General features: G+C 52.8%; 11 protein-coding genes. 9 read left to right on the forward strand and 2 right to left on the reverse strand.

The window, feature by feature from the left end; genetic code table 11:
• Positions 1-53: 53 nt before the first annotated feature.
• On the reverse strand, positions 54-1,379 hold the full coding sequence (gene ugpB, locus ACXUPB_RS01005; RefSeq protein ID WP_472954888.1) for a sn-glycerol-3-phosphate ABC transporter substrate-binding protein UgpB: 1,326 nt from the start codon (positions 1,377-1,379) through the stop codon (positions 54-56).
• Positions 1,380-1,610: 231 nt separating this feature from the next.
• On the opposite strand from ugpB, the gene argE reads away from it, so the two are divergent.
• Positions 1,611-2,783: an acetylornithine deacetylase gene (gene argE / locus ACXUPB_RS01010; protein WP_472954890.1), complete on the forward strand. Its 1,173-nt coding sequence runs from the start codon at positions 1,611-1,613 to the stop codon at positions 2,781-2,783.
• Positions 2,784-2,841: 58 nt separating this feature from the next.
• Here the strand turns inward: argE and ACXUPB_RS01015 are convergent, their stop codons facing one another.
• Positions 2,842-3,153 (reverse strand): hypothetical protein, encoded by a 312-nt coding sequence (locus ACXUPB_RS01015; RefSeq protein ID WP_008957053.1) that lies wholly within the window; start codon positions 3,151-3,153, stop codon positions 2,842-2,844.
• 185 nt (positions 3,154-3,338) lie between these two features.
• Here ACXUPB_RS01015 and ACXUPB_RS01020 point away from each other — a divergent pair, with 185 nt between their 5' ends.
• From ACXUPB_RS01020 to ACXUPB_RS01055, 8 genes are all read left to right on the forward strand, one after another.
• Positions 3,339-3,812, forward strand: coding sequence for a YchJ family protein (locus ACXUPB_RS01020; protein WP_472954893.1), 474 nt, complete (start codon positions 3,339-3,341; stop codon positions 3,810-3,812).
• A 32-nt stretch (positions 3,813-3,844) separates the two neighbouring features.
• Positions 3,845-4,873 carry a tripartite tricarboxylate transporter substrate binding protein gene (locus ACXUPB_RS01025; protein WP_472954895.1) on the forward strand — a complete coding sequence of 343 codons (1,029 nt, stop codon included), beginning with the start codon at positions 3,845-3,847 and terminating at the stop codon, positions 4,871-4,873.
• 36 nt (positions 4,874-4,909) lie between these two features.
• Positions 4,910-5,206 carry a hypothetical protein gene (locus ACXUPB_RS01030; protein ID WP_472954897.1) on the forward strand — a complete coding sequence of 99 codons (297 nt, stop codon included), beginning with the start codon at positions 4,910-4,912 and terminating at the stop codon, positions 5,204-5,206.
• Positions 5,176-8,409 (forward strand): putative bifunctional diguanylate cyclase/phosphodiesterase, encoded by a 3,234-nt coding sequence (locus tag ACXUPB_RS01035; protein WP_472954898.1) that lies wholly within the window; start codon positions 5,176-5,178, stop codon positions 8,407-8,409. The genes ACXUPB_RS01030 and ACXUPB_RS01035 overlap by 31 nt, the downstream gene beginning before the upstream one ends.
• Positions 8,406-8,705: a GIY-YIG nuclease family protein gene (locus ACXUPB_RS01040; protein WP_235272444.1), complete on the forward strand. Its 300-nt coding sequence runs from the start codon at positions 8,406-8,408 to the stop codon at positions 8,703-8,705. The genes ACXUPB_RS01035 and ACXUPB_RS01040 overlap by 4 nt, the downstream gene beginning before the upstream one ends.
• 9 nt (positions 8,706-8,714) lie before the next feature.
• Complete coding sequence (locus ACXUPB_RS01045; RefSeq protein ID WP_472954899.1) at positions 8,715-9,749, forward strand: histone deacetylase family protein; 1,035 nt, start codon at positions 8,715-8,717, stop codon at positions 9,747-9,749.
• 101 nt (positions 9,750-9,850) lie between these two features.
• Positions 9,851-10,201 carry a hypothetical protein gene (locus ACXUPB_RS01050; protein ID WP_472954901.1) on the forward strand — a complete coding sequence of 117 codons (351 nt, stop codon included), beginning with the start codon at positions 9,851-9,853 and terminating at the stop codon, positions 10,199-10,201.
• A gap of 278 nt (positions 10,202-10,479) precedes the next feature.
• Positions 10,480-12,336, forward strand: a complete 1,857-nt coding sequence (locus ACXUPB_RS01055) for an ABC transporter ATP-binding protein (protein WP_472954903.1) — start codon at positions 10,480-10,482, stop codon at positions 12,334-12,336.
• Positions 12,337-12,354 lie beyond the last annotated feature (18 nt).

Consider the following 12,354-nt stretch of genomic DNA (forward strand, 5'->3'; position numbering starts at 1 on the left):
CAAAATAACTTCGCCGCCGACCCAAGAGGGTCGGCGGCGAAGTAAGTGCTTATTTACTGGTTGGCGGATTCAAAGTCACGCAGCAGCGCATTGCCGCGCTCTACCGCGTCGTCTGCGGCTTCCTGACCCGATTTACCACCGGTCATCACGGCTTCCATCTCTTCGGAAATGATGTCGCGAATCTGTACGAAGTTGCCAAAACGAAGGCCTTTCGAGTTCTCGGTCGGCTCGTTGAGCGTCATTTGCTGCAGAGAAATATCCGCACCGGGGTTCTCTTCGTAGTAGCCTTGCTCTTCACTCAAATCCCAAGCGGCTTGGGTAATTGGCAAATAGCCTGTTTGCTGATGCCACTCTGCCTGTACTTCAGGCTGAGAGAGGTACTCAAAGAAAGCGGCAACGGCTGCATACTCATCATCGCTGTGGCCTTGAAGTGCCCAAAGCGTAGCGCCACCGATGATCGAGTTCTGCGGTGCGCCTTCTACGTCGTCGTAGTAGGGTTGCATGCCAAAGCCGACTTCAAATTCTGAGTTGGCGGCGACATCGGCGCGGGAAGCAGAAGAGCCAAAGAAAATCGCACAGTCCTGAGAATAGAACATCGGCTCGGAATCCGGGCCGGTGCCGGGGCCAGCCCAGCGGTAAATGTTCTCTTCCTGCCAATCGTGTAGGTTATCCCAATGACGGGCGACCAGCTCATTGTTGAAATTTAGCTCGGTTTCCATGCCGCCAAAACCGTTTTCCAATGTGCCGAGCGGCGAGTTATGCATGGCGGAGAAGTTTTCCAGCATTACCCAGCTAGGCCAAGACGACGTGAAACCGCAGCTAGCCGCCCCGGATTCGACGATTTGACGAGAGGCTTCTGCCAGCGCTTCCCACGTTTCGGGCGGCTGTTCAGGATCGAGGCCCGCTTCCTCAAATACGTCGCGGTTGTAGTACATAATCGGCGTAGAAGAGTTGAACGGGAAAGAGAGCATGTTGCCATTGGTATCGGTGTAATAACCGACCACGGCGGGCAGGAAGGCCTCATTATTGAAAGCGCGACCGTGCTCTTCCATTAGTTCATATACCGGATAGATGGCGCCTTTGGCGTTCATCATGGTGCCGGTACCAACTTCAAATACCTGCAGGATATGTGGCTGTTCGTTTGCACGGAAAGCGGCAATGGCACCGGTCATGGTTTCGGCATAGGTGCCGCGGTAGCTGGGCGTGACCTGGTACTCGTCTTGGGACTGGTTAAAATCCTCGGTGATGCCTTCAAGGATTTCACCGAGCTGGCCGCCCATGGCGTGCCACCAGCTAATTTCCGTGGCGGCCTGGGCGGATAGACTTAGGCTGGCAGTCGCCACCCCAACAGCAAGCGCGTGCAGTGTAAAACGTGACATAACAGCTCCTTGTGGGTCCGAACTCAGTCAGGCATGCAGTGCGGTTGTTAAGATTTTTGGATGCACTGAACAGTAGAAAGTGACGGTGACGTTTTGATGAAGGCAAGGTGAATACAAGATGACAGCTGGCGTGCCGGGCAGAGTAGGCGAAGAGTCTGAGGGGTGTTAGGGTTAGCGGTAAGCTACTTTTAAAAAGCTGTTGCTGAAAAGCTATTTTGGAAAGAGAACATAATGCCTGACGCTATCGCTCTACTCGAAAAACTGGTTGCCTTTGACACCACCTCCAGCGAATCCAATTTGGCGCTGATTGAGTATATTGAAGGCTATTTGGCCGAGGTTGGCGTTAGCGCCGAGCGGGTGATGAGCCCCTGCGGCACCAAGGCCAATTTGATCGCCAGGGTCGGCCCAGACGCGCCAGGTGGGGTGATGCTTTCTGGGCATACCGATGTGGTGCCGGTGGCAGGGCAGCCTTGGTCGAGCGATCCCTTTACCCTGCGCGACGGTAATGATGGGCGGCTCTACGGGCGGGGTACCTGCGATATGAAAGGTTTTATCGCCTGTGTCTTGTCGATGGTGCCTAATTGGGCGAAAGCGCCTCTGCAGCAGCCCATTTATCTTGGCTTCTCTTACGATGAAGAGATCGGCTGCGTGGGTGCGCCCAGCCTGATTAAACGCTTTTACGAGCACTACTCCACCACCGCCCATGTGATTGTTGGCGAGCCCACCAGTATGCAACCTGTGGTCGCGCAGAAAGGCGCTACCAACCTGCGCACTACGGTGACTGGCCAGGAAGCTCATAGCAGCCAAGTGAATCAAGGCACCTCAGCCATTCACGTGGCGGCAAGGCTCGTCACCTTTATTGAAGACACCATGGCGGCGTTGGTCGAAGAGGGGCGAGTTGATGAAGCCTTTAACGTGCCTCACACCAGCCTACATGTGGGTAAAATCAAAGGCGGAACGGCCATCAATATTATGGCGCGGGAGTGTCAGTTCGAGTGGGAAATTCGCCACCTGCCGACCGACACCTTCGATGAGATATACGCGCGCTTTGAAACGTTTTGTGAACAGCTAACCGGCGAACTTAAGGCCAAAGGTAAGCACGTTGACATCACCACTGAGCCGCTAAACGTGACAGTGCCGGGCTTGGCCGACCGCGATAACGACCAGGTGCTTCGCTTAGCCAAAGACCATTTGCCAGCAGGGTGCTGCGACCATGCGGTGGCTTACGCTACAGAAGCAGGGCAGTTCCAGGGCCAGGGCTTACAAACCATTATTCTCGGTCCTGGCAGCATTGCCCAGGCGCATCAGCCCGATGAGTATATCGATATTGAACAGCTCGAAGCGTGCGAGGATTTTCTAACCAAAATGGGTAAGGCGCTCGAAAGGCCTGCTGAAGGAAGTTAATGGTCACCCAATAAAAATCCCACCCGGTTAAAGGGGTGGGATGTTTGGCGTTACCATTTCAGTGCTGAGGATGTTGTTCAAACAGCTCAGCTTTTGCATGGCGCATCACATCTTCGCACGCCTGCTGTTGGGCTAACTGCGTCAACAGGCGCTGAGTTACTTCGAAGCCCTTGCCTAAGCAAGTGTCCACTTCCTGTGGGCTAACGGCTGGCGTCACGCGGTAATCGATTTTTACCGTGCGCCCGCCGCCTTCCAGTCGATCCGCAACTCCCCTGAGCCGCCACGCGATTTTCTCTTTCCAAGTTGCTGATTCTTCCGCGCCTTCGTTTACGCTAAACGTGCACTGCCATTCCGGTTTAAATACCTTCATAGGAGAACCTCCAAAAAATTTGGAAAGAATGATCAATCGTGATTCGTACTCCGTCGTCTGAATATGTTGCCCCACCACTATATACCTAATGCAGGGAGAATATCGAAACAAAACTGATACACGTCGGGCGACGCGCATAGGGCGTATCGGTTAGGCTAGGTAGAGTGTAGCTAGTGAGCCTTATTATGACCCGAACGACTAATGTAAGTTGCCCCTGTGATAGCGAATTAATGCTGGATAACTGCTGTGGCCGTTACCATCAAGGTGGCGTCGCGCCGACGCCTGAAGCGCTAATGCGCTCGCGCTATTCGGCCTTTGCATTGGGCTTAAGCGACTATCTGTTGGCCACGTGGCACCCCACCACACGGCCCGCAGAGCTTGCGCCTGATCCTGAAACCAAGTGGAAGAGACTGGTGATTGTGAGCGCCGAGCCAGCGCTTGCGGAGAGTGGTCAGGTGCATTTTCGGGCATTTTTCTATGAACGAGGGCATGGGCGGAAACGCTGGCATGTATTGGAAGAGGTATCCCGGTTCGTGCACGAGCAGCAGCGCTGGTGGTATGTGAATGGCACCCCCACGCTTACCCGACTAAAACCCGGCCGCAATGAACCGTGCTTATGTGGCAGTGGGCGTAAATTAAAGTTATGTTGTGGTGAGTAGGCGCGAAGCACTAATAAGAATGAGGCAAAAAAATGAGCCCAAAAAAGGGGTTAGCGTCAAGTCATCACCGGGGAAAGGGTGGCTTGAACAAACGCTTAAAAATGACGCTTACAGCGTGGATGGGAACATGGCTATGCATCTGGAGCTTTACCACGCTGGCAGATAATCCCTTTCCCGACACCGACATTACGCTAGTCATACCCTTTGGCCCTGGGGGTGCCACCGATGTACTGTTTCGTGACATATCTGTGGAAGCACAAACCTATCTAGATACCGCGATCAATATCGTTAATATTGCGGGCAGTGGTGCGACGCGTGGATCACAAACTGTCAAAGATGCAGAGGCCGATGGTCATACACTGCTAGGCAGTCACCAAACCATCGACCTTGCATACTTTGCGGAGCTGTCTGCTTATTCTCATCATGCCTTTGCGCCTGTTGCACTACTCACGCGAACAGTGAACATACCCGCTACCTATCCCGGCCACGCTGCTCAACGTGCCAGTGATATTCCTGCGTTAGTCGCGGAGCAGGCTGAACCGTTAACGTTTGGCGTAGTCCCCACCTCCACTGACCATTTTTTTTGGCTGCATTTTTTCCAGCAAACGGGTATTGATGCCCAAGAAATAGTGTTCATTCAGTACCCTGATACTGGATCACAAGTGACCGCATTACTTGCTGGTGAGATCGATTTTGCGATGCTTAACCTGCCCTCAGCAAGTGAATTGTTCGCTACCAATGCACTCACGCCGTTGGGCGTGGCAAGTAACACTAGGTTAACCGCGTTGCCAGCAGTACCCACTCTACTAGAGCAGGGTATCGAGCTGGTGAATACCACTGACAGGGGTGTTTTTGCACCGTTGAACACTCCCCCCGAAAGATTAGCGATACTGGCCAATGCCTTTGAGCAAGCGCTGGCTCAGCCAAAGCTGGCGCGCACTATTGAACATAGTCATGGCTCTCTAATCGACTATCGTCCGCTTAACGACTATGCCGATTATCTTAACCATCAGTACACGCTGTTAAAGTCGCTGTCGGAAAGCGTCGCGTTTGAACGTTAGCCATCAGTGTCGTGCTAAGTAGGAGTTCCGTAGCACATGCCGATTAATACCCGTGATCTGGCGTTGGAAACGCTGCTTTTAATGGTCGCTGCCGCGCTACTCTTCATGGGTTTGGCAGGGCTAATGTTTGGTATTGGCGCGCAGTACTCGGTGTTCGCGGTGACCCTGGTGCCTGATGCAGCCGTGGCAACACTTCTATTAGGTATAGGGCTATTGGCAGCGTTGCAACATTGGTTGTGGCTACGCCGTCTCAGCGCATGTTTATTGATGGCAATGCTGCTGTATACCCTGGTGCACAATCAATGGGCGGGGGGCAGGAAGGCTCATGGTTAACAGGACAGCCGCGTATTACGTCGATAGCCGCTGTGATGCTACTCGCGGTGGCGCTCTGTTTATTTATTGGGTTCGCTACCTTTCGCCGCCGCTGTTTATGGCTGGCGACGGGCCTTATTTTATGGCTCTTTTCAGGCTTAGTCATTGCACGTTTATGGGGTGGCATCGAGGCAGATAGACCGCTTTTTTCATCTTCACCCGTGGCAGTGGTGGTTTTTGCCGTGCTGCTGGGAAGTGCGCTGGTTGCCAATGGGGGGCGTAAACAGCCAGCACCTCTTAATCCAGGACGTTGGGCTATCGTTGCTGCGTTGTCCGGCGTCGCCATCAGTAGCCTTGCGTGGCTACTACTCAGCATGCAGCAGCATGCGGCCACGCAACAACAGGCTATGTATCTACTGGATAATGTACAGCTCAATGCTGAGCAGGCAACGCGTGCCCGTTTACATCAGATGCAGCGTATGGCCGAGCGATTGAACGCAGCAGAAGGCGATGTTGATGCGGCTTGGTTGGTGCCTGATGCTCAGAATTATCTGCGCGATATGCCCAGCTTAAAAGCTATCATGCTACTCAATGAAGCGCGGCAGCTCATGTGGTCAACCACCCGCACTGCAGATGAGGAAACGTGGTTTCAACAGCAAATCACCAAGCCGCGAGTAAATAACTGGTTGAACGCTCCACTCAGCCAGCCGCGCTTGATGATTCCTGATGCGAGCCAACCTCAGCGGGTATTGATGACTATTTCTAATCAGAGCAGCGGGCAGCAGTTGCTCTCGACGTTTGATATAGCAGAGTTGCTTAACAATGAGCTGCGAATGGCGCTAGGGCCTTTTCAGGTCAGTGTTAATCGTGCAACGAAGCCGCTGCTCGTACTACACCCGTCAGGGTTTAGTGCTGATCCCGTTTTAACGCCGGATATGGCGTTGGCATCGCGGCATACCGGCTTGCCAGGCGGTATTAACCTCACCTTATACGCCTACCCGGGCGCTCATTATAATTGGTATATGATGAGCTTTATGCCAGTCACCGTTGCCATGGGAGGGCTGCTACTCAGCTGGCTATTGGCATTTAGTTTAGGGTTGGTGGGCGTAGGCATCGCACGCGCTAGAGAGTTAACAGCGGCGCAGCTTTCACTGGCAGAGAGCGAACAACGCTATCGCTCGCTTTTTACCTATCATCCTGATGCGGTGTTTTCACTGGATAGCGAAGGCCGCTTTGTTACCGCTAACGCGAGTTGCGTTAACATCACCGGTTATACGCAGAGCGAAATTCTAGATCAGCATTTCACCCATTTTATTAATGCTGACGACAAAGAGCGTGTCGATCAGCATTTTGCGATTGCCATCCAGGAAAAGATTACTCGTTTTGATCTCTCTATTCTTGATCGTAACGGGGAGTCCCATCTTTTAGATGTGATTGCCCTGCCGATTAGCATCAATAACAACGTTGTCGGCATCTACGGCATTGCTCAAGACGTGACTATCAGCCGTGCTCAGCAAACACAATTACGCACCTTGGAGCGCAGTGTTGAAGCCAGTGTTAACGGGGTGCTGATCGCTGATGCCAATCTGCCTAATATGCCCATCCTGTATGCGAACAAAGCGTTTACCACCATGACGGGCTATACGCAGGAGGATGTTATCGGTCATAACTGCCGGTTTCTGCAGGGCAGTGGTAGCGATCCTGCCATTGTGGCGAAAATGCGTCGTCACTTGGCTGAACAGCGTGATGTGCACGTGACCCTGTGCAACTATCGTAAAGATGGGACGCCGTTTTGGAACGATTTGTATATTTCTCCAGTGCGTGATCAAGAGGGGCGCGTTACACATTTTGTGGGCGTTCAACACGATATCTCCAAGCATAAAGCGTACGAAGCGCGGCTGGCTTATCACGCCAGTCATGATGATTTAACTCGATTACCTAATCGTGCGCTGTTTGAAGATAAGCTACTGGCGCAATTTACTCTTTCACAGCAGGGCGAACAGCGATTAGCGGTGCTATTTGTTGACTTGGATGATTTCAAACCGATAAACGATAATCTCGGCCATGCGGTAGGGGATCGGGTATTAATCGAGGTGGCCAGGCGCCTGCAAGCTACCTTAGGACCAAAGGATACAGTGGCGCGGCTAGGTGGCGATGAGTTTGTGATGCTGCTTACCGATATCACAGAAGAAGCGCAGATCGTAGAACGTGTAGAGTGCATGCTAACGACATTGGCGCGACCCTATTGCCTAGACGGACAAGAGCTTTACCTCACTGCCAGTATTGGTATTGCGCTCAGTCAAGACACTACCCTGCAGCCGCAAATGCTGATTCAGCAGGCCGATATGGCGATGTACAAAGCCAAGCAGCAGGGCCGTAACGCCTATGAGTGGTTTACCGAGGCTTTTACCGACTCAGTCAGCGAGCGGATGGTGTTACGCAATGAGTTGCAAGAAGCCATCGAGCGGGAGGCCTTCCAGCTACATTATCAGCCATTGATCGACCAGCGTGGTCAGTTGGCGGGCGTTGAGGCTTTGCTACGCTGGCAACACCCGAGTAAAGGTTGGATTTCACCATCACGTTTTATACCGCTCGCTGAAGCCACCGGCCAGATCATACCGATTAGTGAATGGGTGCTTAAACGTGCTTGCTTAGATATGCAGGCGTTAACCCTAGGCGGGTTGGGCCCCGTTCAAGTAGCTGTTAACCTATCACCCCTTCAATTTAACCGTGCTAGTTTTCTGACCACGCTGCGTCAAACGTTGTTAGACACTGGGTTACCGCCGGAACAGTTATCTTTAGAACTGACCGAAGGAATCCTGATGGATAATACCGAAGCGGCGATTGATACCCTTCAAGCGCTGCGGAGTATGCAGATAAGCGTATCGATCGATGATTTCGGCACCGGATTTTCAAGCTTAAGCTATTTAAAACTCCTGCCGATCAGCACAGTAAAAATAGATCGTAGCTTTATCCGCGAGCTTACCCATAGCGGCGATGATGCCGCCATCGTGCAGGGCATTATTTCCATGGCTCACCACCTTGGGCTAAGGGTGGTAGCGGAAGGCGTCGAGACTGAAGAGCAGCATCTACGCCTAATGTCCTACCAATGCGATATATTTCAAGGTTTTGGGCTAGCGAAGCCAATGCCAATTGAGGCCTTGAAAAACTTTATTGCCTCGCTATCGACCGATTCAATTCCCTATTACGAGACAAACGAGTGACTAGCTTGCCAAGCGAAAGCCAGCTTGCTGAAAATCAGTGGTATGTTTATCTGCTGGAGTGCCGACGCGGTACCTACGCGGGCATTACCAATAACCTAGCGAAGCGCTATCAAGCGCACTGCACAGGCAAAGGGGCACGTTATACCCGTGCGAATCCGCCCGTTGCGCTGCTGGGCGCCGAGCCGTTTGAAGACCGCGCCGCTGCCAGCCGAGCTGAGTATCAGTTAAAGCAGCAAACGCCGAGTCAAAAACGCCGCTGGGCCAAACAGTGGCCTGTTCAGTTAGATGTCCATTAAGGAGCCGGAATGCTGACGTTTTATTCAGAGGGCAGCCGCTTACGCCAAGCGCGTACAGAGCTACATGACGGCGCGTTGGTCACCCCGTTTGAGTGCCCGGAACGCCTGGATTTAGTTCTAAAGCATCTCCGCCATTCTGGGCTTGGCGATATTCGAGCGCCCGCCGCCTACGGGCTGGCACCAGTGCTAGCGGTGCATGATCAAGAGTATGTGACGTTTCTAGCCAACTGCTGGAAAGAGTGGCAAGCGGCTGGGCATGAAGGTGAGGCGATTCCCAATATTTGGCCCGCCCGAACCATGCGCGGTGACCGCATTCCGCAATCCGTTAGCGGCCAGCTAGGCTATTATGCACTGGCGGCAGAAACGTCCATTTCAGAAGGCACCTTTGAAGCCGCGATGGCGAGTAAAGACGTGGCGTTAGGTGCGGTAGAGCATACGCTACAAACCGGCGAACCCAGTTTTGGCCTGTGTCGTCCGCCAGGCCACCATGCTGCGTTTGATCAGTTCGGCGGGTACTGCTTTTTTAATAACGCCGCCATTGCCGCCCAGCGAGCGCTGGATGCAGGCAAGCGCCGGGTCGCCATCCTTGACGTCGATTTTCACCACGGCAATGGTACCCAGCAGATTTTCTACAAGCGTGACGATGTACTGTTTATCTCATTACACGGAGACCCTGAGGTAACCTTTCCGTATTACTTGGGCTACGCTGATGAAAGCGGCGAAGGTAAGGGCGAGGGCTTTAATATTAATTACCCGTTACCGCCGGGTACCAGCGTTAACACATGGATGGCCACACTGGAGCAGGCGTTGGCGCAGATGAAAGCCGCTGAGTGCGAGTGTTTAATCGTATCGCTAGGGGTCGATATCTTTGAGGGCGACCCGATAAGTGCCTTCACTTTTACCAGCGCGGACTTCACTCTGTTAGGTGAACGTTTGGCGCAAGCGGGTTTGCCCTGTGTGTTTCTGATGGAAGGGGGCTATGCGGTAGATGAAATCGGTGTCAATGTAGTCAACGTGTTACAAGGTTTTAAACAGGCGCTATAAAACGGCCTGGAACTACATTTAAATAAGGATAAAGGTTAACCGTGACAGCGGCCCCTAAATCGGGCAGGCTATTGCCCTTTCAACGGGCAGGGAGCTCAAGCGTGGCAGTGTATGGTGGAATTCAGGCACATGAATTGGAGCGTTGGCTTAATGCGTTAACCAACGCCGCCTATGACCGACGCTGCCCGCTGGTAAAAGTACACGGGGGCAATGCCCGTGCGCGTACCGCGCGTCAAGATCTGCTCCATCTGGCGAACGACTACCGCTGCGGTGATTCTAGCCGCGAGGAGAGCGCCGCCGAACTTGGCCGCTGGTGCCAAATCTACCTTTCAGAGGCAGAGTGGTATGTGCTAGTCGGCACCCGCCAAGCGCCTTTGCAAACGCAAAGCACAGAAGCATTAAGCGAAGAAGAACGAAGCCTTACCGTGCTCAAGCAGCACCGGGTGGGGTAAAAGCGTCGCTGCACAATAAAACTAGTGAAAATGACAAAAGCTCCCCGCTCGGGAGCTTTTTTGTGCCTGCGAAAGCCTACCACGCCTTTCAGAAGCTAAATTAGCAATAGCTTAAAATTGATGAGTTGACAAATACTTGTCAGGATAAGTAGTTTTAAGTGATCTGCAACACACGACTAAAGTTTTAAAAAATCTCTGGACTGAAAGCGTTTTTAATGAGGGTCGGTATAAAAGCGCTGAGCCTATTCGCTGTCCAATAGGAAGGAGTATAACAAGTTGTGACAACACCACCTGCGCTATCGGTTCGTTCGCTGAGCGTCAATTTTGGCTCCAATAGCGTTGTCAAAAATCTGAGTTTCGATGTTCATCCTGGCAAAACAACGGCCATTGTCGGTGAGTCCGGCTCAGGTAAATCAGTGACATCACTTGCCATCATGCGCCTAGTGGAATACATGAATGCTGAGATTACCGATGGCACCATCCATTTTTGGGATGGCGCCAATGGCGATCAAACGCAGGATCTGACTAAGCTTTCCGACAAGGCAATGCGCAAGATACGTGGCAAGGATATCGCCATGATCTTCCAAGAGCCGATGACCTCACTTAATCCCGTCTACACAATCGGCGATCAAATTACCGAAGTGCTGGTGTTGCATGAAAAGCTCACTAAAGAAGCGGCTCGCGTTGAAGCAGTAAAACTTTTGAAACTGGTGCGCCTCGCCGATGCTGAAGCGCTATTAAAACGCTATCCTCACCAACTCTCTGGTGGCATGCGCCAACGAGTGATGATAGCGATGGCGCTAGCCTGCCGACCAAAAGTGCTGGTCGCCGATGAGCCCACCACCGCGTTGGATGTCACCATTCAGGCGCAGATTCTTACCATCATGCGTGATCTGCAGCAGGAGTTGGGGATGGCCGTCATTTTCATTACCCACGATATGGGGGTGGTGGCGGAGATGGCCGACCAAGTAGTAGTCATGCGCCATGGTGAAAAGGTCGAGGAAGCCTCGGTGGAGGAGATTTTTGCCCGCCCCCAACATCCCTATACCCAAGCACTGTTAGCGGCGGTGCCTAAACTTGGCAGCATGCAGGGCGAAGCCCTTCCCCGCATGGATCCATTGGTGGTGCTGGATGGAAATGTTGCGCGCACCCTGGGTGAAAGCCGTCAGCAAGATACGGCTAGAATCGATGCAGCTCCGGTGGTAGAGGTAGAAAATTTAGTCACCCGTTTCGATATCCGTAAAGGGTTCTTTGGGGGTATTAGCCATCGCGTCCACGCGGTGGAAGATGTCAGCTTTACCATTTTTCCAGGAGAGACGCTCGCGCTGGTAGGGGAGTCTGGTTCCGGCAAGTCGACCATCGGGCGCACCATTCAGCAGTTGCAGGAAAGCACTAGCGGCACAATACGCTTTGGTGGCAAAGCCGTAGCCGATATGTCGCGGGCAGAAAGGATGCGCTTGCGACAAGAAGTGCAGTACATTTTTCAAGACCCTTTTGCCTCCTTGGATCCACGAAAAACCGTCGGCTTTTCGATAGCCGAACCCATCCATACGCACGGTTTATTGCACGGTGTTAAAGCAATACGTCAACGCGTTAACCAGTTACTTGAGCGCGTTGGTTTGAGAGCTGATCAGGCTGAGCGCTATCCCCATGAGTTTTCAGGCGGCCAGCGCCAGCGTGTCTGTATTGCCCGCGCTCTGGCTTCTAAGCCTAAGTTGATCATTGCTGATGAGGCGCTATCTGCCTTAGATGTTTCCATCCAGGCGCAGATCATTCATCTGCTCATGGAGTTGCAGCAAGACGAAGGCTTAGCCTATTTGTTCATTAGCCATGACATGGCGGTGGTGGAAAAGATGAGCCACCGCGTGGCGGTATTGCACCTTGGCCAAGTCGTTGAGTTAGGCGAGCGCCGAGCTGTGTTTGATTCGCCTCAGCACTCTTATACCCGCAAACTGTTGAGCGCAGTGCCAGTGGCTGACCCTACTCAGCGGCGGGAGCGTGTGCTTCTGCAGGGCGATATTCTTAGCCCCATCCGCAAGGTCGGTGATGAGCCAGAACATTTGCCATTAGTGCAGGTGGCTACTGGCCATTTCGTTGCCCAGGAAGAAGGTAATGCTGAGCGTTTGGCGTCATAGTTGGTTTCCCGATGATAT

The sequence above is a fragment of the Vreelandella sp. DA03-1M genome (assembly GCF_055725665.1).